Source organism: uncultured Tissierella sp. (genome assembly GCF_902479755.1).
Classification (GTDB): Bacteria; Bacillota; Clostridia; order Tissierellales; family Tissierellaceae; genus Tissierella; species Tissierella carlieri.
Genome location: NZ_CABSQO010000025.1, coordinates 18,168 through 43,698, shown reverse-complemented (window position 1 = coordinate 43,698; position 25,531 = coordinate 18,168). Strand labels below are relative to the sequence as shown.

Genomic DNA, 25,531 nt, shown 5'->3' with positions numbered 1-25,531 from the left:
CTATATTTTAACATAAAAAAACTTATAAATAAATTGTATTATATGACAAGAAAGAAATTTCTAAAAATTAAATTAGGGGGAATAATATGGGTACATTAATTAATGCAGATAACACTTGGGCTCTATGGACAATATTAGTTGGTATAGCAGCCATAAGTATTTATCTTGAACAAACCTATAAGTGGGCGTCTAAAGTAACAGGAGCAATAATTGGATTAATAATTGCTATGGTATTAGCTAATTTCAAAGTAATTCCTACAGATGCACCTACATATGATGCTGTATGGGGGTATGTAGTTCCTCTAGGGATACCTCTACTATTATTTAATGCCAATATAAAGAAAATCTGGCGTGAAAGTGGAAGAATTATGATTATATTTTTACTTAGTTCTATAGGCACTCTTTTAGGAACTTTTGTATCTTTTATGCTTTTAAGAAATCATATACCTGACCTATATAAAATGGCTGCAATGATGACAGGATCTTATATTGGTGGGGGAGTAAATTTTGCGGCAATGGCTGAGTCCTTTGGAACATCTGGAGACTGGATTTCTGCCCTGACAGTAGCTGATAACCTATTAATGGCAGTATATTTCTTTGTATTGTTAGCAATACCATCAATTTCATTCTTCCAAAAGAAATTTAAACACCCTCATATGGATGAGGTAGAAGGTAATGTAGATACTGCTGAAGGTGAGACACTAGCAGCTAAATATTGGGGAAGAAAAGAAATATCATTAAAAGATATAGCTTTTGCAGTAGCTATTTCCTTCGCTATAGTATGGGTTTCCACTGAATTAGCAAGTATTTTAGGCAGAGTAATACCCACTGGTAATTTTATTTATAATTTATTTAATGGATTTTTGGGTAATAAATATTTACTTATAACTACTTTCACCATGCTCTTAGCTACTTATATGCCTAATTTTATGTCTAGTATTCATGGTGCACAAGAAATAGGAACATTTTTAATCTATATCTTCTTAGTTGTTATAGGAGTGCCAGCTTCACTACAATTAATACTCACTAGATCACCTCTACTTCTTGTATTTACAGGAATTATAGTTCTTGTAAATATGATAGTTACTTTATTATTAGGGAAATTATTTAAGTTTAATTTAGAAGAAATTCTTCTTGCATCCAATGCTAATATTGGTGGACCTACTACGGCAGTTGCTATGGCCATTGCTAAGGGTTGGAATAAGCTAATAGGGCCTATTATGTTAGCAGGTGTATTTGGATATATTATAGGAAATTATTTAGGAATATTCATGGGCAATTTATTACAATATCTATAAACTAGTACACGGGGCTTCCTGTGCACTATCTTAGGAGGAAACTTATGTTATTTGACATACACGGAGACATATGGACTGATGTAACTGTAAAAAGACAAATGGGTTTAAAAAATATTATTAGAGATTATCATTTAGAAAGATTTAGAAAAGGGAACATGGCTGGAGGCATCTTTGTTATATGGATCGATCCTCCCCATGATGAAAGACCAGAGGAAAGACTTTTAGAAAGCATCAAAGCTATGAGCAGTGAAATATGGGAAAACCAAGATATATTGAAAGTCATATATGATAGCGATGATTTTTATCAAGCTGCTAATGAAAATAAACTTGCAATATTATTAGGATTAGAAGGTTTAAATGCTATTGGTGAGGATGTAGAATCTATTTATACTCTATATCAATTAGGGTTTAGACATACCAGTTTAACATGGAATGAACAAAATGCTTTAGCAACAGGTGCCAGAGGAGACATAAGTAGAGGACTTACAATCTTGGGCAAAGATGCTATTAAGATAATGGAGTCATTAGGAATTATTTTAGATGTATCTCATGCTAATGATAAGACCTTTTGGGATATTTACAATGTGACAACAAAGCCTTTTATTGCATCACATTCTAACTCAAGAGCATTGTGTAATGTTCCAAGAAATCTCACTGACGATCAGATAAAAGCTATTGGAGAAAAAGGCGGTATTGTAGGTATCAATGCCTTCAATGAGTTTGTACATCCAGATCGTGAGAAGAGAACAGTTGATTATTTAATAAATCATATAGAGCATATTGCAAATCTCATAGGAATTGATCACATTGCTTTGGGTTTTGATTTCTTTGAGTATATTGGAAATGATACTTCAGATACCTTTATTGAAGACCCTTATGTAGGTACTGTAGGCATAGAAGATATTTCTAAAGGTAATAATTTAGTACTCAAGCTTCAAGAAAGAGGTTTTTCAAAAGAAGATATAGAAAAGATAGGATATAAAAACTTCTTGAATTTAATGGATAAGGTATTATAACAGACAGGTTTTCCTGTCTGTTTTATTTTTTGCTTTACAAGAATCACCTATACATATATAAGAGTAATAATATGGAAAATATAATTTAATAAAACTTTTTCGGATATATAGTTGTCTAATAAGTAGATAATAAAAATGAGCTCATATTTTATTTGCAAGGAGGAGGTTTCACTGGAAAAATTAGTTCTTAAAGCAATAAAGGGAGATGATGAAAGCTTCGGTCTCCTTATAAATAGCAAAAAAGAAGATTTATATAGAATGGCGTACAGTTATGTGCACAATGAACAGGATGCACTTGATATAGTAGGAGAGTCAGTATATAAAGCTTATATATCAATAAGCAAGTTAAAACAACCAGAATATTTTAACACATGGCTTGTTCGTATAGTTATTAATTGTTCAATAAACTTTATAAAGAAATCTAAGAAAATTTTATATATGGATAATGAGACTATGGAAAATATTTATCATAATAAAAATGATGTTTTGGAAAACATAGATTTAAAAGAAGCCCTAGAAAAGTTGGACTATAACCATAAGGCTGTGATAGTACTAAGATATTCTCAAGACTTGAAACTGAAGGAGATAGCCGAAATTCTAGATATTCCTTTAAGCACAGTAAAAACTCGACTTTATAAGGCAATTGAACTTTTAAAAATAGAACTTAAGGAGGGCGAAAATTTTGAAGAATAACACAGATGATTTAAAAAAGGTTTATTCAGATATAAAAATACCTAATGCTTTAGATGATACAATTAGCAATTCAATATTAAGGGGGAAGAATTATATGAAAAAAAATAATAGAAATAAGAAAAGAATAATTAATAGTTTTATATCAGTAGCTGCGGCAGTTGGAATATTTACTTTAAGCGTAAATATTTCCCCATCCTTTGCAAATAGCCTTGAAGGGATTCCTGTTTTGGGAACATTAGTTAATATCCTTCAATTTAATAATGGGAGTTCTCAAGGCGGCGAAATAACCGATGGAATTGATGTTGATTTTATATCTCTAGACCAAGAAAAAGATTCTGATGTTATCATAATAAATTTTAGTGGATTTGGTGAAGAAAACCAAGAAATAGCCCCATCTTTCAATATAGACTATAAGGAATCGCCTTATACAATGACATTTTCTATATCTGGTGCAAGAGGTCTTTCAGCTAGTGAATATTTTGAAGAACTAAAAAAGAGTAAATATATCCAAGATGTTTATGAATTGATGACTTTAGATGATTCCGCACAAAGATTTAACATAGTATTTAATCAACCAGTTGATTTCAAAGTAGAGGAATATAAGAATCCTGCTTATTTGAAAGTACAAATTTCAAGGGATACAGAAAAAGTTTCAGAACAAAAAATATATTCAATAAGAACTGGCTCTTATGAAAGAGGAGAGGAATTTGCTATTCTTGAAGAAATATTATTTGAAATAGAAGATCTTAGAGTATTGAAGGATAGCAACGGGACATATTTATATGAACTAGGTCAATACAATTCAGAAAAAGAAGCACAAGAAAAGTTAGAAGAGTACAAAGATATTTTTAAAGACAGCGTGAATTTATATGTTGAAGAAAGAACTATGGATGAAGTTCCACAAAGCATGAAATAGGAAAATAATAGTTATATTAATATTTTAAATATATAAATAAGGATGAAGTCTAACTAAACTTCATCCTTATTTGTGCTTGTATATTATTAGAGATGGGATATGAATATGATAAAATGTTAAAATAATATTTGGCATATAAAAAAAGGATGTTATTATCAAAACATAGCACCCCTCCAGTTTGAACTGACCCATGTCAAGTAGGCAGATAATTTAATTAAAATATTATGCACATGTGGATGCATGGTTTCGATATTCTAAAGGAGCCATGCATCCTAGTCTTTTTTGAAATCTTTTTTCATTGTAAAATTTAATATATTCAACTATTTTGCCTCTTAATTCTTCAAGTGTTTTAAACTTTTTTCCATAATACATTTCAGTTTTTAAAGTACCAAAAAATCCTTCCATAGGCCCATTATCTATACATTTACCGACTCTAGACATACTTTGAGTCATTCCAGCTTCATCAATTTTACTTTTAAAGGCATTTCCTGTATATTGAAACCCTCTATCACTGTGAAATATTGGTTTTGCATCAGGATATTTTTTTATTGCTTTATCAAACATGCTAAATATAAGATGATTATTGTTCTTAAAGGAAAGTTTATATTCAATAATACTATTATCATAAAGATCCATAATTGAACTTAAATAAAGCTTTCTTGTGTCTCCAAGAACTGAGACTTCAGTTACATCTGTAAGCCATTTCTCATTAGGAGCCTTAGCGGTAAAATCTCTTGATAAAATATTTTCTTTTGTATATTCCGGTTTTATTTTCTTACGATTAACCTTCTTTCTTCTAATTCTGGCTGTAATACCTAAAATATTCATAAGTCTATGGATATATCCTTCTGAAAATGATTTATGATTTAGTTTGTTAATGAACATGGTCATCCTTCTATACCCTAAAATTCCGTCAAAAGTTGAATGATATTCATTGATTAGTGAACATAGCAATTCATCTTGCTTTTCTTTTTCAGGTTTAACCCTATTTTTATGTTTGTAGTATCCGCTTCTTGAAACATCTAGAATTTCACATAACTTGGCTACTGAACAGCCTTTATCTTTAAAAAAGTCTACTGTTTTGTATTCTGCTTCCTGTCTTACTTTCGAGAGCGAAGTTTCTTTTCGAATTCCTCTTTTTTTAAGAACTTCAAGTTCAAATTCTCTTCTTTTTCTTAATGATTTTTCTTTTTCAAGCTCTAGCTTTAACTTCTCTATTTCTGTTAAATTGCTTTCATCAATTTCAGACTTTGCCTTTGGTCCACGTTTTTGATACTTTAGTGCTTCTGATCCCTTGTCTATATATGCCCTTGTCCATTTGTATACGAGTGCATAAGTAATTGAATACTTATCAGCTGCATCTTTGTAGCTCATATCATTTTCAATAACCCATTTTACTATTTCTAATCTCTCTTCAAATGTAGTTTTTCTAGACTTCATGGTATAGACATCTCCTTTAGGATCATAATCCTTTATTTCTATACCATTATACCATTTATTAACCCAGTTACCGATAACTCCTACGGAAATATTATATTTAGCAGCTAAGTTTGCCATTGAGTATTTGCATAAAGTATATTCCTCTATTACTGACAACTTAAACTCTTTACCATACGAATTATTTTTATTTGAGGTTTCAAATGCACTAGATCCATGTTCTTTATATCTTAGATACCATCTACGGACTACTGACTTTTCGGTTCCAATCATTTCAGCAATATCACTAAAACTACCATGACCTTTCTCATAATCTTCACACGCTTTAATTTTTACTTCTTTACTATACTTCGGTTTTCTTCCCATAAAAAAATACCTCCAAGTAGATAATCTAATTTTAATTAATTAAACTGTCTACTTTGGAAGTATCATATCAGTTTTGGTGGGGCGCTAAGCAATTAAAATTACTACAAAACTTAAATTGTGAAATAAATCTAATCAAGAAAGGAGCTAGATGATGTCAAAAAATATTTTAGAAGTAATAAAATTAAAGAAAGAATTCACATTAGATAAAGGTCGAAAGATCAAAGTTGTAAAAGGAATAAACTTTAATGTAAGGCAAGAAGAGATGTTTGGATTTTTAGGAGCAAATGGTGCAGGTAAAAGTACTACTATCAGTATGCTTACGACACAGAAGAGATCTACCTCTGGTGAGATTTTAATCGCTGGGGAATCTCTTGTAAAAAAACCTGCTAAGGCTCGTAGAAAGATCGGTGTAGTAGCGGTTAAAGATTGCAATAGCAATTATGTATAATCCTGGTATTTTATTCTTAGATGAACCAACTATTTTTTAAATATGAAAGCTCGGTTTTTCCTATAATAAGTTTCGGGACATTTGATTCTATAATTTAATTAGCTCTGATTTTTTAACTATAAGATGGACTAATTATTTGTATATAAGTCGAAGAAGTTACTTGAATATTTTGTATACTTAAGTCGTTTTGTTGGATATATTGTAAAGATATGGTATCCTGATATTAGTGGTATATAACTTGAAATAAAATGATAAATTTAAGCTGATATAAAAAAATAGTATTGGCATTATATATAAGGGGGTTATAATTAAAATCAAATACAATAAAATTTATTACGCTGATAGTTAATCTATAGTAAATAGAAAAAGGTGCAGATTTATAACGTCAGAATAATTATTTAAAATTGAATTATCTAATTTTAAAATTATATTTAATAAATTTTTATAATTGTTTTTATTGTAAGATTTTTAAGTATGTTTCTAAAATTGATGTACATTTGTAAGAACACCTATATGATCACAGGAAATCGGATTTACTGAGTACATAAAATTAATTTTAATGGTTAACTATCAAAGAAATTATAAGTTAGAAAAGAAAAAAATGCAAATGTAAATTAAAAAATCTAGCAAAACGTAATGATTCTATAATAATAGAGACTTATGCGCTTTGACTGATATCCAGGGAGGAATATTATTAAATTAATTAATTGAATAGAATATCAGAAAAGGCGAATATGAATCGTATAGTTATATTAAAAGATGAAATCATAGTTTAATTTAAATGGCATCAATAAAGCTAATGTTCATATAAACTTATGACAAACTAAGGGGGAATTGGTTTGGATAACTGGTTAGAACCACATATAAAAGATGAATTAAAAGAATATTATATTAGATTTGACTACTTAATAAAAAGTTCAGATAAAGAAAAGATACAGAAGATGGAAGAATTTAAAGAAGCATTAAATAAATATTTTATTGAAAAACATGTAGGTAGGGATTTATTAATAGATAGTACAAAAGATATTACCATAGGGAATATAATACCTGAGTTTAGAAAAACTGTAAATGAAATATTTGATTCAATATGGAATAACTCTAATAAAGATAATAATATAAAGGGACTTTTAGGAGAGACCATTGCCACATGGTTATGTGAAACTTTTGATGCTAGTCCTATTTATTTTTTGCCTTTAAAAAGAGGTAATTCATCAGAACAAGGGCCTGATAGATGGGAATTAAGAAATGAATCTGGAGATAAAGTAATATTAAGGATCTGGAGCTCAAAATGTACTACAGATAGACCATCCTCAAGAGCTGATGAGGTCAGAAATAATGATTTTTCAAACATAGAAGTGCATGGTATATTGCAACAACTATCAGATATAGCTGAACATAATAAATATTCTTTTATAGATAAAGAAAGAATAAAAGAAATAAAACTCTCAACAGTTAAAAAAGATTCTCTTTTATCATTTGGTGTAGTAATGACATTTGATTTAGATATATATAATAAAATGTATAAAGATAATTCAGGTAGACCACTAAATTTATTTACTGCTCAGCCATATGCAGAAAATGCTGAAAAAATTGTAAGATTTGTACCAGTTAGTGATTTAGATAACTACATAAAGCAGTTTGAAATAAGTACTAACAACATACTAGGGAGAGAGTAAAATGAGGGATTTAATTACAATTGATAATATATGCAAAAGCTTACATAAATATCAAGGTAGAATAGAGTTAATTAATAAAATTAATAATATTCATTTTTTACTTCTCAAATATTATCTTCAAGTGGAAGATAAAGAAGCTTTCACTATAGATGAAGATGAAATAAAGAAGCTAAAAGAAATAGGGCTGTTTTTATTTGATTTAGCTACTGATGAAATGTTTGAAAAAGCTATAGATTCTCAAACAAAACGGGATTTATTTGATATTAGCTTAAATTTATTTGAACAATTGTGTAAAATTTATAAATTGAGATTTGAAGAATTTAAGAACGGATATTTAGAATTGCTACTAATAGCCATAAGTTGTGCAGCATTAGGAGATAATCCTTCTAAAGCATATGTGATCTTTCGTAAATATCATCTTAATATTGAAGATCTTTATGGTGAAGAAATATACTTTTATGCAATATTAGCTTTTCTTTCTAAAAATTATGGAGTCTTAAGCATTGATGAAAAGGAAATTGCCAGAAGAATGATAGTTAATACAAAGAATATTAAATATCATATTTTAAATAATATTATCAAAGAGATATATAGAACTATTATATATCTCAATACAGGCGAAGAAAAAATTATCGAAGATATAAAACTTAATTTAGAAAAAACATATGAGTTGGCCTTAACAAATAACTACTATAGAGAAATATGGATCATCAAAAAAATTCAAGAGTGCATACATATGACAATAAATAAATCATTATGGTATGTTTTGGGAGAGCATCTACGAGAGGATTCAATAAAGTCATTAATCGGAAGCAAACGTAAACCAACTTATGAGTTATGGTCTCATCAAATTGAAATCATTAACAACAATCTATTAGATATTAATACAAATAATATTGTAAATATACCTACAAGCTCAGGAAAGAGTTTAATTGCTCAGATATGCATTCTAAAAGTATTGCAAGAATATAAAGATAATACTTGTATATATGTTGTACCAACAAATGCGCTATTAAGTCAGGTTAAGCAAGATTTAAGTTCAATGTTTAAAAGATTAAATATTGATGTAGATGCTTTAGTGTCAGGATATGATGTCTTAAGTCCTGATATTGAAAAAAATAAGATTGAAGATTCTAAGGTATTGATTATAACACAAGAAAAGCTCGATTCCCTAATAAGAAAAGAAGACGATTATATTAAAAGATGTAAACTTTTTGTATTTGACGAATTCCATAACATTTCATCAGGATCTAGAGGACTATTATTAGAATTTGTAGTAGCAAAAATAAAGTTGATGAATTTAGGAAATGAGCCTAAGATGTTATTTCTATCAGCAGTACTACCTAATGTATTGAAGTTTAAGGAATGGATAGGAACAGATATCACAAGAGAATATTCTAATACTGACTGCAGACCAACGAAACAAATAAAGATAATTGGTCATTATTTAAATAATTATGAAAGCCCCAAACGAGGACATTATGATGAATTAATAGAAAGTGGAATAAGAATATTTTATCCAAATAATAGGCATGGAAATATAAAATTTCCTAGCATAACAAGACATGTAACATGCAAAAGCAAATTATATAAAAATCTGAATTTTTGTGCTGATTTAGCAGAGAAGTTTTCTAATATTGGCAATGTTCTGGTATATATACCAAATACTAGTTGGTTCAAATCGTTTTGTTTAAATATGTTTGAAAGAAAGATATTATTGTCTGGTTATGAAAAAGAAAAGTTGAATGATATCGCTAACTATGTAGCCCTAACAATAGGATATGATCATTATTTAGTTGAATCTATAAGATTGGGTTTTGCTTTTCATCATAAAAGACTACCTAATAATGTGAAAAGAATTATAGAAATAGCATTTAAAGATGGTATTATAAAAGTGCTTGCAGCTACATCTACTTTAGCGCAAGGATTAAATTTTCCAATATCAGCTATCATATTAGGGAGTTTATATGCAGGAAGTAATGAAATGAACTTAGAAGAGATAGAGAATTTAGTTGGTAGAGCGGGTAGGGCTATGAGAGAAACTGAAGGGTATGTAGTATTACCAATTAAATTAAATCCTGTATATGATGTTAAAAGTCATGAAAAACGTATTTTTCGTATGAGAGATAATTACTTGTATAAAGATTTAAGTTCTATTATTATAGATAGTTCAGTGAAAAAATTGTTAGAAGTGTTGGAAAAGGAAGAGAGCGAATTAGATGAAAGTGAAAAGGAAATTATTAGGATATATAACTCCGTTATTTTTGATTTAACTGAAAATAACTTACTTCAAACTGATGAGGACTATTTAAAGATAATAGAATCACTATTTTATAGTGTAGATGCTAGACATGAAGAAAAAGAAAAGTTAATATTCCATACAAAAGAAATGGTTGTTAATATAAGGAATAAGATTGATTTAGTCGATAATATTACTATTAAGAAAATATTGAAAAACTCAGGATTGAGTATTGACACTGCTATTGGTATATATTATGCGGTTATTAATAATTTAGATGAAGAATTAGATTATGTATTTGAAAATAGAAAACTGAATCCTAAATTTATTCAATTAATTAATGAAATAATAGAATTGCCAGAATTCAAAACTAATTATAATGGAGAATTTATATATAATTGTTTAAATAGTTGGATTTTTATGGACAATTATGCAACAATATGTAATAAGTTTTTCAATGGAAATTTCGATAAATGTGTAGACTTCATAGACCAAGAAATTATTTATAAAGGGGCTTGGTATTTTAGTTTAGTTTATCAGTTATATGATGCTTTATTTGTAGAAAACCTAGAAACTATAACTAAATGGAATAGCTTTAGAATATTTGATGATTTTTGCAACATCCCAGCTTATTGTAAGTTTGGAGTAGAAGATAAGGGGATGGTTGAAATAATGGAGAGTGGTCTTTATGAAAGAGAACTTTTAATAAAGGCTGTGAAAACTTTCAGTCTGCATAGCAAAATGGATATAGTTATTCCTGAATATTTTTATGAATGGACAAAATATGCAAATCTTGTTAACATAGAAAATTTAGGTATATTAATAAGTTCTCACGAATTGGAGCAGTGGAAGATATTTAAGAATTTATTCTTACAAGATGTTAATGAATATACCCAGATATTGTCAATCAGTATTAAAGGATATGGACTATATGAGACAATAAAGTTAATAGAAGGTGATCCTTTATTAATTAAACATGAAAGAGACAATCTACATGATGAATTCGCTATAGGAATATTTACACTAGAAGATAAAAAGATAGGATACATAGATAGGGAGTATTCAAAGTATATTTACGAGATATTAGAAGCCAAAGGTAATGTTGTTTGGGTGTTTATAGAAAATGAATATGGCAGTAGCATGAGTTGTAAAGTAATTATTGTTTAAAAATGGGATTAGGAAAACTACTAGCAGTGATGAAAGAAAGAATAGAGGAATAAGAGTTGTGTCTCTTAAAGGACATAGGATAAAGCTACGGAAACATTAAGAAGTGGATTTAAACTGATATAAAATATTGAGAATTTTGCAGTGGTTTGAGTGATATAAAAATACCATCCCAGATCTACGGGGCTATATTGAAAATACTAAAGCCTTCTGTTACTATAAAACAGAGGGTTTTTAATTGTGATATCAAGTTAATGAGGAGATGTTATTATGAATGGTATTGTAGATTTAAACTCTGATATTGGTGAAAGCTTTGGCTCTTACAATTTAGGTATGGATGAAGAGGTAATTAAATATGTGACTTCTGTTAATATTGCCTGCGGATGGCATGCAGGTGATCCATTGATTATGGAACACACTGTAAGGGAGGCCATAAATAATAATGTAGCCATAGGAGCACATCCGGGTTATCCTGATTTAATGGGGTTTGGCAGGAGAAATATGGATATTAGTCCAAAGGAAGCCAGAGCTTATATGATTTATCAGTTAGGGGCATTAAGTGCTTTTGCTAGGGCAAATGGCGGTAAGATTCAACATATGAAGCTTCATGGGGCATTTTATAATACAGCATCCGTCAAGGAGGAAATAGCGGAGGCAATAATTAAGGGTATTCTAGATGTGGACAAGGATATTATACTTCTTGCTCTAAGTGGTAGTTATATAGCTAAACTTGCTGAAGAAAATGGCCTAAGGGTTGCTCAAGAAGTGTTTGCCGATAGGGGTTATAATGATGATGGTACCTTAGTTAATAGAAAATTACCCGGTGCTTTTATCCATGATAAGGAAGAGGCTTTTAGAAGAATAAAAGATATGGTTTTAGAAGGAAAGGTTACTACAATAAGCGGCAAGAAAATATCTATAGTTGCAGATTCCATATGTGTTCATGGTGATAATCCAATGGCTGTTGATTTTGTAAGATATATTAGAGAGAGTTTAATTAAAGATGGAATTCAAATTAAAAGTCTAAGTGAATTTATATAAAAGTTGGTGGAGCTTATGTATGAAAATGTAAGGTATATTATTGCAGGGGACAGGGCTATAATAGTCGAATTTGGGAACAGTATCAGCCCAGAGATTAATGCTAAGGTTCGTAGTATGGTTAAGGCTATTGATGAGTCAAATATAATAGGAATTATTGATATAGTTCCTACCTATAGATCAATACAGATAATATATGATCCTATGGTGATAGATTATAAGGATTTTATCGATAGCTTAAAGGAAATAGACAAGTCTTTAAGTAATATTGATTCGGAAGAAGCTAGAATTGTTGAAATTCCTACTGTTTATGGTGGAGAATATGGTCCAGATATTGAATTCGTAGCAAATCATAATAATCTTACTGTAGAGGAAGTTATTAAAATACACAGTTCTATAGATTATCTTGTATATATGCTGGGATTCACCCCTGGATTTGGATATCTAGGGGGGATGGATGAAAGAATAGAGACCCCAAGGCTTCAGGTTCCAAGGACTAAAATACCTGCTGGCTCCACTGGCATAGCAGGTAAGCAAACGGGAATTTATCCTATAGATAGTCCTGGAGGATGGCAGCTTATAGGACGTACCCCTATAAAACTCTATGATCCATTAGAAAGTCCTCCTGTATTATTAAATGCGGGAGATTATTTAAGATTTGTCCCTATTGGAGAAGAAGAATATATAAGGATACAAGATTTGATTAAAAGAAATCAGTACAAGGTGAATATTATCGTTAAAGAAGGTAGTAATCATGGAAAAAATTAAGATTATAAAACCCGGACTTTTCACTACAATTCAGGATAAAGGAAGATGGGGGTACGAAAGATTTGGCATACCTGTAGCTGGAGTTATGGATGATTTTGCTGCTAGAGCTGCTAATATCTTGGTGGGAAATCATCAGTATTCGGAAATTCTAGAAATCACTTTCTCAGGACCGGAGATTATTTTTTATTGTAATGAAATAATTAGTATTACTGGTGCAGATATGAATCCAAAGATTAATGGAGAAAGTGTACCTATGTGGACTAGTCTTTTAATTAAGGCTGGAGATATTCTTAGTTTTTCTGGATTAGTCAGTGGTGTAAGAACTTATATTGCTTTTAGTAGAGGAATTGATGTTCCAGATATAATGGGGAGTAAATCTACTTTTACTAGAGGTGGATTAGGAGGATATAAAGGAAGAAAGCTAGTTAGTGGAGATGAGATAAAACTAGGCTCTAGAGATTTACATAATTCAGGAAGTTATCTACCTCAAAAATTTCTTCCTATATATAAAAAAGAAGAAACCATTAGAGTGATTATGGGGCCACAGGATAATTATTTCACTGATGATGCTATAGGAACTTTCCTTAATTCAAAATATACTATTACTTCTGAAGCTGATAGGATGGGTTATAGATTAGATGGACCTAAGATCATTCATAAAAAGGATGCGGATATTATTTCTGATGGCATAGTCTTCGGCTCTATTCAGGTCCCAGGTCATGGATCTCCAATAATTATGATGGCTGATAGAGCTACTACTGGAGGATATACTAAGATAGCAACAGTAATAACTCCAGACCTATCAAAACTGGGTCAGATGGGAACAGGGAATTTAATTAGATTTAAAAAAGTATCTCTTGAAGAAGCTCATCAGATCTATAAAGAATATGAAAATACATTTAATAAAATCAAAGATATAATAGATAGTAATAGATTTGAATTTAATAAGATAAGAAAATTTAACCTAAAAATAGATAGAAAAAGTTATAATATTAGTATTAGGGAGATAAAATGAAAGGCGGGAGATATTTTGAAAGTGCTAGTTACAGGATTTGAACCATTTGGAGGAGAAACAATAAATCCAGCTCTTGAAGGAGTTAAGATGCTAAAAGATAAGATATTAGGTGCTGAAATAGTTAAATTAGAACTACCTACTGTATTTATGAAATCTAAAGAAATATTAGAAATGGCGTTGGAAGAAGATAGACCAGATATAGTTATTTGCGTTGGTCAAGCAGGTGGAAGAGATAAGATAAGTGTTGAGAGGGTAGCTATAAATATTGATGATGCTGGTATACCAGATAATGAAGGAAATCAGCCTATAGATAAACCTATATTTGAAGGTAGTGATGCAGCTTATTTTTCAACATTACCAATAAAGGAAATAGTGAATAAACTAAAAGAAAATAAAATCCCAGCAGAAATATCTAATTCAGCAGGTACTTATGTATGTAATCATATTATGTATAGCTTACTCTATAATATAGACAAGAAATACAAAAATATAAAAGGTGGATTCATTCATATACCATATATACCAGAACAGGTTATAGATAAGAGGATGGCACCTAGTATGTCATTGGATTATATTGTAAAGGCACTTACTATTGCAATTGAAGTTAGTATTGGAAATTAAAGAAAACAGGAGAGGTCCCCTTAGAGAATAGGAGTTTCTCCTGTTTTTTGATTGATAAAAATTATTTGAGAATTTATTAAATCCCTACAATATATTTTAATAGTTGACAAACATTGCAGTGCTGGTGTACTATGAAGATAGTACACTGATACATAAAGAAAATAAAAAATATATAAAGAATTAGGAAGTTTTAATCTATAATTAACGTTATATTAATATAGGCGTGATATTGTAAAATTAAATGATGATTTAAAAATATCTCGAAAAATGACTTAAAACATCTAAATAGGGGGATTAATTATGGATAAGGTTTTAATATTTACTGCTGCTACAGGTGGCGGTCATAATGAAGCTGCATCATCTTTAGAGGGAGAATTTACAAAGAGAGGTTATAAAGTAAAAAAAGTAGATATATTAAAGGAGATAAATAAAGTATCAGAGACTATTTTTATGGATTTTTATAAAATTCTTATTAATAAATTTCCTAATTTTTACGGTAGTATTTATGAAATTAGTAATAATGAAATTATCAATAAGTTTGTCACAAAATCTTTTACTAAAATAGCGGCACAAAAAATCTATCATACTATCTTGCAAGAGGATCCAGATTTAATTATAGGAACTCATGCTTTTGTAGTAAGTGTTATAGGACATTTGAAAGACAATAAAATGATTAATATTCCTTTTATTTCTGTGGTTACAGATTATGAAGCACACTATATTTATATAAATTCAAATGTAGATGCCTACATTACTGGAAGTGCCTATACAAATAAAACTTTAGAAAGAAGGGGGATGTCGAGAGATAAAATTTATTCTTATGGCATACCTATTAAAAGGGAATTCTTTAAAGACTCTAGGAATGAGCAAATTAAAAAAGAAAACTTTCAAGTTTTATTAATGGCAGGCAGTTTGGGACTAAAAAATATGAAAACAGTATTACAAAATATCGTATCTTTAGAAAGAAATTTTCATATTGTAGTGGTTTGTGGAAATAATAATCAATTAAGAAACTCAATAGAAAATCATTATCTTGATTTAATTAATGCTGGAAGGATTGAGTTATATGGATTTACAAATGAAATTCCTTACTTAATGGAAACTTCTGATGTTATTATAACTAAACCTGGAGGGCTAACAATATCTGAAGCCATAGCAAAAAGACTTCCTATAATATCACCATATTATATACCAGGGCAGGAAAAAGAAAATTTAAACTTCTTAGTAAAAGAAGGCTTGGCAATCTATGTAGAAGAAAATAATATAAAGGCAACTATAGAAACTGTTATGGATAATCCTGAGATTTTAGAAGCTATGAGAAAAAGAATGGAAAAGCTATCTCAACAATTTTCCCTAGATAAGGTTTTTAAACTAGGAGAAAAGCTGATACAAGACTACAACTATAGATTAGGTACTGTCTATGGAGGGTAATATAGATATATTAATCTTGACGTCAAAGTTTGGACTAGGTCACATAAGTGTAGCCAAAGGAATTAAAGAACATATATTAGATATGGATTCTTCCATAAACATAGAAATTGTAGATGTTTTTCAAATTTTGATGCCTAAGCTATCTAAGAATATGTATAAATTTTATATAGATTTAGTAAAGAAAAGTCCTGAGATATATAATCGTTTTTACTATAAAAAAAGTCAAAATGAACATTTATATACAGATAAATTTTTTTATAAGTATAATTTAAATAGATTAAAAAAATATTTATTAGATGTTAAGCCTAAAATGATAATTTCAACTTTTCCTACGGCCTCACACTATATTTCAAATTTGAAAGAAAAAGATTTTTTTTCTATGCCATTAATTACATGTATTACAGATGTAGTTCATGGATGGGAATGGATTGCACCTAACTGTTCTAAATATTTTGTAGCTACAGAATATGTGAAAAATAAGATGATAGAAAAGGGTATTGAGAAGCAAAAGATAATTGTAACGGGTATACCCCTTAGAAAAGAGTTTTTAATAAAGGAAAAAGGTATACCATCATTAAACCTACCAAAGGATCATTTAATTATTATGGTCATGGGTGGAGGGGTGGGGCTATTACCAGAAGATGAAGAATTTTATCGTAGATTCAATGAACTTGGTAAAGTAACTACTATAGTATTAACGGGGAAAAATAGAGAATTATTAGCAAAACTATTAGAGATGAACATGGAAAGAGTTATACCTATTGGCTATACTGATGAAATAGCTTCTTTAATGGCTCAATCAGATATATTAGTAACTAAACCTGGTGGAATCACTGTGTTTGAGGCTATTGCTTCAGAACTTCCACTAGTTGTTTACAATCCTAAGTTAGGGCAGGAGCTAGAGAATGCTAAATTTATAGTTAAAAAATCTATTGGTATTATTGCTTTAGATATGGATAGCTTATATTCTATTATAAAAGATTTAGCTGATAATACAGGAGAAATTGGTATATATAAGAAAAATATAGGTGCTTTAAAACAAAAGATAAATATGAGAGTTTTAGGAGAAGAGGCTATAAAATTACTTCATAAATAGCTATATCTTTAAAGTAAAGAAGGTGATTCAAATAAATCTTTTCATTGCAGTAAAAGCTTTAGGGCTTGGATTCACTGCCTATAATATTTTACCTAATATATATTTTAGAAACAAATGCAGATATATAATTAAAAAAATTGATAATGAGGATAGTATTTTTTTAACCTTTGATGATGGTCCAGATCCTAGATATACATTAAGGATACTAAAAATTTTGGAAAGATACGAAATAAAAGCAACATTTTTTGTAGTGGCTAATAAGGCTAAGAAACATCCAGATATAATTAATAAGATGATTGAAGATGGACATGGATTAGGCCTACATTCTTATAGTCATAGGAGCTTTTGGCTATCTCTTTTCTGGAAAACTAAAAGGGATTTTGAAAAATCCATGGAAATTTTTAATGATCTTAATTATTCATTAGAGTACTTTAGACCACCTTGGGGTACGTTCAATCTATTTACTTCATATTTTTCAAGAAAGAATAAACTAGAGACAATACTATGGAGTCTAAATGCCCAAGATTGGAGTAAGAAAACTACTGTGGAACATATAATTAATAAAATTGTCGATAATACAAAGTCAGGAGATATAATAGTATTACATGATAGCAATGGGGCAGAGAATGCACCTGAAAATACTATTAAGGCTTTAGAAATAATTATTCCCAAATTAATAGAAAAAGGATTTAAATTTAAAACAATAGATGAGAGTAAGAGGGGTAATAAGTATGAGAAAATTGTTTCTAAAGATAGTTGAATTAATAGATAAGAAAATAGTAAGACATAGTAATTGGCTATATATTCCACATGCTAAAGAACAAGTACTATATGTTGCTCCTCATATCTATAGAGGTAAGGAAAAAGGTCTTCCTGATGGAACTATTATTAAAAGAGGAGATTTTCTAGCTGAAATTCATATAGATAATCAAAAAATAAGGAATATGGATCTAAGTTTTAAAGATATAGTTACAATCTTTAAAGATGAGCTAGACTCTTTGGCCTATGCTGTCGGAAAAGATAGTAAATTTATAGATATAAAGGCTTTTCATGGAAAAACTTTACTTTATCCTTTATTGAAAAGGGAAGGATTTATGATTATAGATATAAATTCTATATTGAATTCATTTTTTGTAGAATTATGGGAACGGATATTAGAGACAGTATATAGCAGAAAATATAGCAACAAGAGGAGGAAGAAAAGAAAAATGAAGGAATTCTGGATAACAAATGATCAATTAGTAGATAGAATGAGAAGCAGGACTAATTTATGAAAAAAGCAATAAATTATGTAATTTTAATATTACTTATAGGAACTACATTATGGATATTAATTGATAGCAATGATTTATCAGATTTACCATCCATAATTAAAAATACAAATAAAATATTTCTAATTATATCTTTTTTATCATTATTATTATTTTGGATTTGTGATGGTTATATAATTTATAAAATGAAAAAAATATTAAGTGTAGATACTAATTTTATATCTTCAATGAAACTTAGTATGATTGGACAATATTATAGTTCTATTACACCCTTTGCTACTGGAGGACAGCCTGCACAGATATATTCTCTAGTGAATGATGGAATCCCCCTAGGGGTAGCTACTTCTTTACTGATAAATAAATTTTTAATTTACCAATTGGTAGTTACATTTTATGCTATAATCATGTTTGTTTTTAAATTTAAATTTTTATATGATAAATCAAGAGTCGCATTGTCATTTATAATATTAGGATGCTTTATAAACTTTCTTGGAATTGTAATAGTAATAGGACTTTTTTTAAATGAAAAACTTATTAAAAATCTTTTAATTAAATTGTTTAAAGTCGGACATAAATTAAAATTAGTAAGTGATATAGATAAGGCAATTGAAAAGTTGAATAATAGCTTAGCAGATTATATGGACAGTATAAAAATTATTAAACAAAATAAAATAACTACTATATATTTAATCTTAATTACTACTTTACAATTAACATTTTATTTTTCCATTACCTATTTCGTATATTTAGCAATAGGTCTGAAAAGGATTTCTTATTTGGATATTATTGCTATTCAATCACTTCATTATATGGCAATTTCTTTTATGCCAACTCCAGGTACAGCAGGTGCTTCAGAAGGTGGATTCTATATTCTGTTTAAGACATTATTTCCTAATAAAATTTTATCATATGCAACTCTATTATGGCGTATAATAGATTATTATCTTAGACTTTTAATAAGTGGAGCAGTTACATTAATAGATTACATTTACCAAAAAAGGAAAAAACTGAAACCAAGTAATTAATTAGAGATTTTTCGGAGTATCCATTCACTTTATCTATTTGTGAAGTGCATGAGAATATAGATAAATAAGGTGTCCCTTTATATATAGAAAGAGGGACACCTTATTTATTTGAATAGTGGGACAAATATTGGACATCGCTATATGACTATGTCCCGCTATTGACGATAGTATTTTATAATGATATAATTATAATCAATCATGTGGAACATGTTTCATACAATTATATAAAGAATATGAGGTTGAAAGATTATGCCAAATATTAGAGAAATCGCCAAAAGGGCGGGAGTAGGAATAGCCACAGTATCGAGATACATAAATAATACAGGATATGTAAGTGAAGAGGTAAAGTTGAAGATTCAAAAGGAAATCGATGAATCTGGATATACACCTAATGCATTGGCAAGAGCAATCTTTACCAAAAACTCTAAAACATTAGGTTTAATGATTCCTAATATTACAAATCCATTTTTTAATCAAATGGCTACTGTAATAGAAGAACATGCTAATAGATTTGGATATACATTGTTTTTATGTAATACGGAAGACAATGAGGAAAAAGAAAAGGAATATTTAGAGGTACTAAAAAGTCATAGAGTAGCAGGTATTATAGCTTCTAGGAGTATGTGCAAGGATGAATATCTGAATATTCAGATTCCAGTTATTTCTTTTGAAAATCATATATCACCGTCTATTCTCACTATATCTTCTGATAACTATAAAGGAGGTAAAATGGCTTTTAATCATTTATATGAAAGAGGATGCAGAAGTATCTTGCATATAAAGGGGCCTAAGACCTTTGATGCTACTGAAATGAGATATCAGGGATTCATAGATGGTGCAAAGGAAAAAAATCTTGAAGTCCATGTTATAGGATTTGAAAGTGACTTTCAAGTTAAAATGCTTGAAGAAAATTTAAATAACATTATAAATATTGAAAAGTATGATGGAATATTTGTTTTTAATGACATTGCTGCAGCTACAGTGATGAAGTATTTAAAGGAAAAAGGTATAAGAATTCCAGATGATATACAAATAATTGGATTTGATAATAGCTTTATATGTGAGTTAGTGCATCCTTCCTTGACGACTATAGAGCAACCTATTAAGGATTTAGGTGCATTGGCAGTAGAATTTCTAATTGATTTAATTAATGGTGAAGACATAGTCATTAAAAATTATTTAGTAGAAACAAAATTAATCCAAAGAGAATCAACTTTTTTATCATCAGAAGTAATGTCTCAATCATTGGTAGACTAGTTAATGTGGTAAATCATTCAGAATAATGCTGAATTTTACAAATAAATATTATTAGGAGGAAAATTTAATGAAGAGATACTCAAGAAGAATATTAGCATTTATCTCACTATTAATGATTTTATCATTAGTAGCAGCATGTAGTCCAAAAGGAAATAATCAATCAGCTAGTGATGGAGAAGATGTATTTGAAATAGTAATGGTAGCAAAACATGAAGGTATTCCATGGTTTGATGATATGAGAAAGGGAGTAGAAGAGTTTAATAATGAATATAAAGGAAAAGTAAAAGCTTGGCAGATTGCTCCTGAAGGTGGAGACCCTGCTAAACAAGTACAAATGGTTGAAGACTTAATAGCACAAGGTGTAGATGCTATAGCTGTTGTTCCAAATGATCCAGATGCTATGAGACCAGTTTTAGAAAGAGCTAAAGAAAAAGGAATAATAATCATTAGTCATGAAGCTGCTGGTTTAGCAGATGTAATAGATTATGATGTTGAAGCTTTTGACAATAAATCCTTCGGAGTACTTATGTTTGATGAGTTGGCAAAGGCTATGGGTGGTAAAGGTAAATTTGCTGCCATGGTTGGTGGATTAACCATGGAAACTCATATGGAGTGGTATAATGCTGGAATGGAACATATTAAAGCCAATTATCCTGAGATGACACCTATATCTGAGCAACCATATGAAGATAAGAATGATGATAAAATTGCTAGAGATAAAGCTCTTGAAATATTAAATGCACATCCTGATTTACAAGGATTTGTAGGAACTTCAGTTTCAGCAGGAAGCAATATGGCTTCTGTTCTAAAGGAAAGAAACAATACTGATGTTAAAGTTGTTAGTTTAGGTATTCCTTCTGTATCAGGTCCTTATCTTGAGGATGGTTTTATGGCACATGCTCAAACTTGGAGACCAGCAGATGCTGGTTATGCAAGTGTGAATCTTGCGTACAAAATTCTTGCTGGAGAAGAAATTAAAGATGGAATAGATTTAGGTAGACCTGGATATGAAAGTATTAAAATCACAGATAAAGTTGTATATGGTAATGCTCCTTTGGAATTAAAAAAAGGAACATTTGAACCTGGAAAATATCCATTCTAATTTGTGCAACATAAAGACAAAGGAATAAAAACTTTTCCTTTGTCTTTATTATCATAAGATGGGAGAGAATTTAATGGGAAACATATTATCAGCAAAGAATATTTCCAAGAGTTTTGATGGAGTTCATGCTCTTAAAAACATTAATGTAGAAATTGAAAAGGGCAATATTAAATGCCTTGCAGGTGAAAATGGTTGTGGTAAGTCAACCCTTGTTAAGATCCTGTCTGGTGTCTATACACCTGATAAAGGGTCAATAAATATTGAAGATAGAAGTTATAGTTGTCTAACTCCAATAACTGCAATAGAAGAAGGCATTCAGGTTATTTACCAAGATTTATCTTTATTTTTGCATATGAGTGTTGCCGAAAATATTGCTATGAATAAAATGATTTACAGCAAAAGTAAATTTATAAATTGGAAAGAAATATATAGAATTGCTGGAGAACAATTAGATAAAATAGGTGCGTTTTTAGATTTAAATGCCCCAATTAGAAATTTATCTATAGCTAATAGACAATTAGTAGCAATTTGTAGGGCTTTAAGTTTAGATGCAAAGGTTTTATTCATGGATGAACCAACTACTGCCTTGACAAAAAAAGAAGTAGATAGATTATTATCTATTGTTTTAGGATTAAAACAAAAGGGTATTTCTGTTGTTTTTATAAGTCATAAATTAAATGAGATTTTTGAAGTATCAGATAGTATAACTGTTATTAGAGATGGTGAAAAGGTAGGAGATTTTACTGCTAATGAGCTTAATCCTAAAAGCTTATCTTATTATATGACTGGAAGAGAGATTGGGTATTCCAGATATAAAAAGACATATTCAAAAGATGATAAAATTTTAGAGGTAAAAAGCCTTACTAAAAAAGGTATGTTTGAAGATATTAATTTTACCCTTAAAAAGGGAGATATTTTGGGGATTACAGGTTTGTTAGGTTCTGGTAGGACGGAAATTGCACTATCATTATTTGGATTAAATCCTTTTGATAGTGGTGAGATTATAATTGACAATAAATCTGTGAATATAGACTCTCCAACTACAGCTATGGAATATGGTATAGCTCTTTTACCTGAGGATAGATTAACTCAGGGTTTATTTCTTGAAAGTAGTGCTAAGTTTAATATAGGTGCTACCATACTGAATCAGCTTAAAAATAATTTTGGAGTAATAGATAAGAATAAGCAAGAAAGAATCTCTACAGAAGTTGTAAATAATATGAATGTAAATAATAAGGATATAGAATTACATGTAAAGAAATTGTCTGGAGGAAATCAACAGAAAATTGTTCTTGGAAAATGGATGGTTACTGATCCTAAGGTATTCATATTAGATACACCTACTGTAGGAGTTGATATAGGTTCAAAATCTGAAATATATGATAAAATTCAAGAAAATGCAAATAAAGGCATGGGAATTATACTTATTTCAGATGAGATAGAAGAAATATTAGCAAACTGTAATAAAGTAATAATAATGCATGAAGGTAAGATTATTAAATATTTAGATGAAGATGATCTTGATAATGATAATGTTCAGGACAAGATTTTTGAAATTATTAACAATCCATTAGGGAGGCTAGAAGATGAATAAAAGGTTTAGAAAACTAAAACCAATGGAGAAATATTTAATAAGTATATTGGCAGTATATATATTAATTGTTAGTACCGTAAGTAAAAACTTTTTGTCTATGAATACGTTATTTGACCTGCTCAGGACATCTTCAGGAACATTAATATTAGCTGCTGGTGCTTTGGTAGTTTTAATATCTGGAGGAATTGATGTTTCTTTTACTGCCATTGCAGTAGTAAGTGGATATTCATCTATACGATTGATGCTTAGCCTGGGAATTGATAATATTTATTTTGCATTATTGTTCTCTGCTTTTATAGGATGTTGTCTAGGAATTATAAATGCTTTAATAATTCATTTTTTCAAATTATCTACATTTATTGTTACCTTAGGGACATCTAGTGTTTTCTATGGATTTATGACTACCTTTATAGGTACAAGCAGTATTTCTGTGGCTGATAAACCACAGTCTTTGTTTAATTTCGGGAAGGCTCGGTTATTTACAATTACCAATGGTTCTGGATCTTATGGAATTCCATTATTCTTTGTAATAGCTGTAGTTATTCTTGCTGTTACTTGGTTTATTTTATATAGAACTATATTGGGACGTAGTATTTTTGCAATTGGAAATTCAGAGGAATCAGCTCTTAGAGCAGGAATAAATATACTTAAAACAAAATTATTTGTTTATACCTATATGGGATTACTATCAGGTATTATGGGTATAGTTTATTTCTCTGAAATAGATTTAATAAATCCTGTATCCTTAGTTGGAAGTGAATTGATGGTTATAGCTGCTGTAGTTATAGGTGGAATACGATTAACTGGTGGTGAAGGTACTATTTTAGGTGCAATTTTGGGAGTAGGAATTATTCAAATATTTAAATCTACTCTTGTATTTTTGGGATTATCAACTTCATGGAATGATTTATTCATTGGAATAATTCTTATAGCAAGTGTTTCTATTATATCTTATCAAGAACGAAAGAATAATAGAAAACAGTTAATATTTACTAAATGATTAAGTAAGAGGTGATTAATTTGAAACCGACACATGAAAAGTATCATAAGTTTAATGGTATCCTAAAAAATGATACAAATATGCTTGTTTTATTGGGAGTATTCACTACAGTAACTTTATTTCTTGGTATTACATTGAAGGGTAAGTTTTTTTCTATAAATAATTTTCAATCTATGGCTTTTCAAATCAGTGAATTTGGATTTTTAGCTATTGCTATGTCACTAGCTATGTTAACTGGAGGAATTGATCTTTCGATAGTAGCAAATGCAGGGCTTTCAGGTATAATAGCAGCTTTTGTACTATCAGGTAAATTTTTTAATATAGAAAGTGTTAGTAGTGGAGTTACTATATTAATTGCAGTTTTAGCTGCATTAGCATGCTCAACTTTATGTGGATTATTCAACGGAATATTAATATCAAAACTATCTATTCCACCAATATTAGCTACCCTTGGGACTATGATATTATATACAGGAATAGGTATGGCCCTAACTAATGGTGAAAGTGTTAGAGTTGGCATAAGAGAATTTTCGAAGCTTAGTTCAAAGACATTATTTGATATTCCATATATATTTATTTTACTGGTTATTACCTTTATTATAGTGTCATTTATATTATCTAAGACAAAGTTTGGAAGTGAAATATATATGGTGGGTCAAAACTCAGTAGCTTTAAGATTTTCAGGAGTTGATGCTGAAAAGGTGCTAATAAAAACCTATGCTATGATTGGATTTTTAGTAGGTATCTCGTCTTTAATTATAATTTCTAGAGTTAACTCTGCTAGAATGGGATTTGGAGATACTTATCAATTACAAACAATTTTAGTAGCTGTATTAGGAGGTATTGATCCAGATGGAGGTAAAGGGAAATTATTTGGCGTTGCCTTAGGAATAACAGTTTTACAATTTCTTCAGAGTGCATTTACAATATTTCAATTTACGCCATATTCCAAAAAGCTGATATGGGGGATATTGTTATTAGCTGTAATGATTACAAACTTTTTCATTGACAATGGAAAATCATTGAAATTATCAAGAAAAATAAAAGCTAATTAAATTGG

Annotated in this window: 22 protein-coding genes; 21 read left to right on the top strand and 1 reads right to left on the bottom strand. The window is 29.5% G+C overall.

From position 1 onward, the window contains the following. Positions 1-86: 86 nt before the first annotated feature. The 4 genes from RDK80_RS13510 to RDK80_RS13495 all read left to right on the top strand — a co-directional run bounded on the left by RDK80_RS13510 (position 87) and on the right by RDK80_RS13495 (position 3,923). Positions 87-1,298, top strand: a complete 1,212-nt coding sequence (locus RDK80_RS13510; protein WP_094901118.1) for a DUF819 domain-containing protein — start codon at positions 87-89, stop codon at positions 1,296-1,298. 44 nt (positions 1,299-1,342) lie between these two features. Further along, complete coding sequence (locus RDK80_RS13505; protein ID WP_308524550.1) at positions 1,343-2,314, top strand: membrane dipeptidase; 972 nt, start codon at positions 1,343-1,345, stop codon at positions 2,312-2,314. 135 nt (positions 2,315-2,449) lie between these two features. Further along, entirely contained in the window at positions 2,450-3,007 is a 558-nt protein-coding gene (locus RDK80_RS13500; RefSeq protein ID WP_308524549.1) for a sigma-70 family RNA polymerase sigma factor, read from the top strand. Beyond that, positions 2,997-3,923, top strand: a complete 927-nt coding sequence (locus RDK80_RS13495) for a DUF4179 domain-containing protein (RefSeq protein WP_094901124.1) — start codon at positions 2,997-2,999, stop codon at positions 3,921-3,923. Before RDK80_RS13500 ends, RDK80_RS13495 begins: the two co-directional genes overlap by 11 nt. A 222-nt stretch (positions 3,924-4,145) precedes the next feature. On the opposite strand, the gene RDK80_RS13490 is transcribed toward RDK80_RS13495, so the two are convergent. Then, complete coding sequence (locus tag RDK80_RS13490; protein WP_308524548.1) at positions 4,146-5,726, bottom strand: IS3 family transposase; 1,581 nt, start codon at positions 5,724-5,726, stop codon at positions 4,146-4,148. 151 nt (positions 5,727-5,877) lie between these two features. On the opposite strand from RDK80_RS13490, the gene RDK80_RS13485 reads away from it, so the two are divergent. The 17 genes from RDK80_RS13485 (at position 5,878) to RDK80_RS13405 (ending at position 25,526) form a co-directional block, all read left to right on the top strand. Continuing rightward, positions 5,878-6,174: an ATP-binding cassette domain-containing protein gene (locus RDK80_RS13485; RefSeq protein WP_201259812.1), complete on the top strand. Its 297-nt coding sequence runs from the start codon at positions 5,878-5,880 to the stop codon at positions 6,172-6,174. An 839-nt stretch (positions 6,175-7,013) separates the two neighbouring features. After that, positions 7,014-7,850, top strand: a complete 837-nt coding sequence (locus RDK80_RS13480; RefSeq protein ID WP_094901130.1) for a hypothetical protein — start codon at positions 7,014-7,016, stop codon at positions 7,848-7,850. Position 7,851: 1 nt separating this feature from the next. Beyond that, on the top strand, positions 7,852-11,256 hold the full coding sequence (locus tag RDK80_RS13475; RefSeq protein ID WP_308524547.1) for a DEAD/DEAH box helicase: 3,405 nt from the start codon (positions 7,852-7,854) through the stop codon (positions 11,254-11,256). Between the two features lie 267 nt (positions 11,257-11,523). Then, the gene (locus RDK80_RS13470) at positions 11,524-12,294 is read left to right on the top strand and encodes a 5-oxoprolinase subunit PxpA (RefSeq protein WP_308524546.1); all 771 of its coding nucleotides are present in this window, start codon (positions 11,524-11,526) and stop codon (positions 12,292-12,294) included. A gap of 15 nt (positions 12,295-12,309) precedes the next feature. Then, positions 12,310-13,059 carry a 5-oxoprolinase subunit PxpB gene (pxpB, locus tag RDK80_RS13465; RefSeq protein WP_308524545.1) on the top strand — a complete coding sequence of 250 codons (750 nt, stop codon included), beginning with the start codon at positions 12,310-12,312 and terminating at the stop codon, positions 13,057-13,059. Further along, positions 13,046-14,074, top strand: coding sequence for a biotin-dependent carboxyltransferase family protein (locus RDK80_RS13460; protein ID WP_308524544.1), 1,029 nt, complete (start codon positions 13,046-13,048; stop codon positions 14,072-14,074). The genes pxpB and RDK80_RS13460 overlap by 14 nt, the downstream gene beginning before the upstream one ends. Before the next feature lie 15 nt (positions 14,075-14,089). Beyond that, positions 14,090-14,695, top strand: coding sequence for a pyroglutamyl-peptidase I (pcp, locus tag RDK80_RS13455; RefSeq protein ID WP_308524543.1), 606 nt, complete (start codon positions 14,090-14,092; stop codon positions 14,693-14,695). Between the two features lie 300 nt (positions 14,696-14,995). After that, positions 14,996-16,126 carry a glycosyltransferase gene (locus tag RDK80_RS13450; protein WP_256311108.1) on the top strand — a complete coding sequence of 377 codons (1,131 nt, stop codon included), beginning with the start codon at positions 14,996-14,998 and terminating at the stop codon, positions 16,124-16,126. Continuing rightward, a complete protein-coding gene (locus RDK80_RS13445) occupies positions 16,116-17,222 on the top strand; it encodes a glycosyltransferase (RefSeq protein ID WP_308524542.1) in 1,107 nt (368 codons plus the stop codon). The genes RDK80_RS13450 and RDK80_RS13445 overlap by 11 nt, the downstream gene beginning before the upstream one ends. Before the next feature lie 22 nt (positions 17,223-17,244). Continuing rightward, positions 17,245-17,982 carry a polysaccharide deacetylase family protein gene (locus tag RDK80_RS13440; protein WP_308524541.1) on the top strand — a complete coding sequence of 246 codons (738 nt, stop codon included), beginning with the start codon at positions 17,245-17,247 and terminating at the stop codon, positions 17,980-17,982. Continuing rightward, the gene (locus tag RDK80_RS13435) at positions 17,954-18,496 is read left to right on the top strand and encodes a hypothetical protein (RefSeq protein ID WP_216560256.1); all 543 of its coding nucleotides are present in this window, start codon (positions 17,954-17,956) and stop codon (positions 18,494-18,496) included. Before RDK80_RS13440 ends, RDK80_RS13435 begins: the two co-directional genes overlap by 29 nt. Then, complete coding sequence (locus RDK80_RS13430; protein WP_308524540.1) at positions 18,493-19,518, top strand: lysylphosphatidylglycerol synthase transmembrane domain-containing protein; 1,026 nt, start codon at positions 18,493-18,495, stop codon at positions 19,516-19,518. The genes RDK80_RS13435 and RDK80_RS13430 overlap by 4 nt, the downstream gene beginning before the upstream one ends. A 249-nt stretch (positions 19,519-19,767) precedes the next feature. Further along, positions 19,768-20,775 carry a LacI family DNA-binding transcriptional regulator gene (locus RDK80_RS13425; RefSeq protein ID WP_308524539.1) on the top strand — a complete coding sequence of 336 codons (1,008 nt, stop codon included), beginning with the start codon at positions 19,768-19,770 and terminating at the stop codon, positions 20,773-20,775. 67 nt (positions 20,776-20,842) lie between these two features. Next, entirely contained in the window at positions 20,843-21,877 is a 1,035-nt protein-coding gene (locus RDK80_RS13420; protein ID WP_308524538.1) for an autoinducer 2 ABC transporter substrate-binding protein, read from the top strand. 73 nt (positions 21,878-21,950) lie between these two features. Next, positions 21,951-23,471 carry a sugar ABC transporter ATP-binding protein gene (locus RDK80_RS13415; RefSeq protein ID WP_308524537.1) on the top strand — a complete coding sequence of 507 codons (1,521 nt, stop codon included), beginning with the start codon at positions 21,951-21,953 and terminating at the stop codon, positions 23,469-23,471. Further along, positions 23,464-24,471: an ABC transporter permease gene (locus RDK80_RS13410; RefSeq protein ID WP_256311115.1), complete on the top strand. Its 1,008-nt coding sequence runs from the start codon at positions 23,464-23,466 to the stop codon at positions 24,469-24,471. Before RDK80_RS13415 ends, RDK80_RS13410 begins: the two co-directional genes overlap by 8 nt. 20 nt (positions 24,472-24,491) lie before the next feature. Then, the gene (locus RDK80_RS13405; protein WP_216560238.1) at positions 24,492-25,526 is read left to right on the top strand and encodes an ABC transporter permease; all 1,035 of its coding nucleotides are present in this window, start codon (positions 24,492-24,494) and stop codon (positions 25,524-25,526) included. Positions 25,527-25,531 lie beyond the last annotated feature (5 nt).

Coding starts and splice junctions, on each gene's coding strand:
- RDK80_RS13510 (WP_094901118.1), top strand. CDS start 87: ATGGGTACATTAATTAATGCAGATAACACTTGGGCTCTATGGACAATA.
- RDK80_RS13505 (WP_308524550.1), top strand. CDS start 1,343: ATGTTATTTGACATACACGGAGACATATGGACTGATGTAACTGTAAAA.
- RDK80_RS13500 (WP_308524549.1), top strand. CDS start 2,450: ATGAGCTCATATTTTATTTGCAAGGAGGAGGTTTCACTGGAAAAATTA.
- RDK80_RS13490 (WP_308524548.1), bottom strand. CDS start 5,726: ATGGGAAGAAAACCGAAGTATAGTAAAGAAGTAAAAATTAAAGCGTGT.
- RDK80_RS13485 (WP_201259812.1), top strand. CDS start 5,878: ATGTCAAAAAATATTTTAGAAGTAATAAAATTAAAGAAAGAATTCACA.
- RDK80_RS13475 (WP_308524547.1), top strand. CDS start 7,852: ATGAGGGATTTAATTACAATTGATAATATATGCAAAAGCTTACATAAA.
- RDK80_RS13470 (WP_308524546.1), top strand. CDS start 11,524: ATGAATGGTATTGTAGATTTAAACTCTGATATTGGTGAAAGCTTTGGC.
- pxpB (WP_308524545.1), top strand. CDS start 12,310: ATGTATGAAAATGTAAGGTATATTATTGCAGGGGACAGGGCTATAATA.
- RDK80_RS13460 (WP_308524544.1), top strand. CDS start 13,046: ATGGAAAAAATTAAGATTATAAAACCCGGACTTTTCACTACAATTCAG.
- RDK80_RS13450 (WP_256311108.1), top strand. CDS start 14,996: ATGGATAAGGTTTTAATATTTACTGCTGCTACAGGTGGCGGTCATAAT.
- RDK80_RS13445 (WP_308524542.1), top strand. CDS start 16,116: ATGGAGGGTAATATAGATATATTAATCTTGACGTCAAAGTTTGGACTA.
- RDK80_RS13435 (WP_216560256.1), top strand. CDS start 17,954: ATGAGAAAATTGTTTCTAAAGATAGTTGAATTAATAGATAAGAAAATA.
- RDK80_RS13430 (WP_308524540.1), top strand. CDS start 18,493: ATGAAAAAAGCAATAAATTATGTAATTTTAATATTACTTATAGGAACT.
- RDK80_RS13425 (WP_308524539.1), top strand. CDS start 19,768: ATGCCAAATATTAGAGAAATCGCCAAAAGGGCGGGAGTAGGAATAGCC.
- RDK80_RS13420 (WP_308524538.1), top strand. CDS start 20,843: ATGAAGAGATACTCAAGAAGAATATTAGCATTTATCTCACTATTAATG.
- RDK80_RS13415 (WP_308524537.1), top strand. CDS start 21,951: ATGGGAAACATATTATCAGCAAAGAATATTTCCAAGAGTTTTGATGGA.
- RDK80_RS13410 (WP_256311115.1), top strand. CDS start 23,464: ATGAATAAAAGGTTTAGAAAACTAAAACCAATGGAGAAATATTTAATA.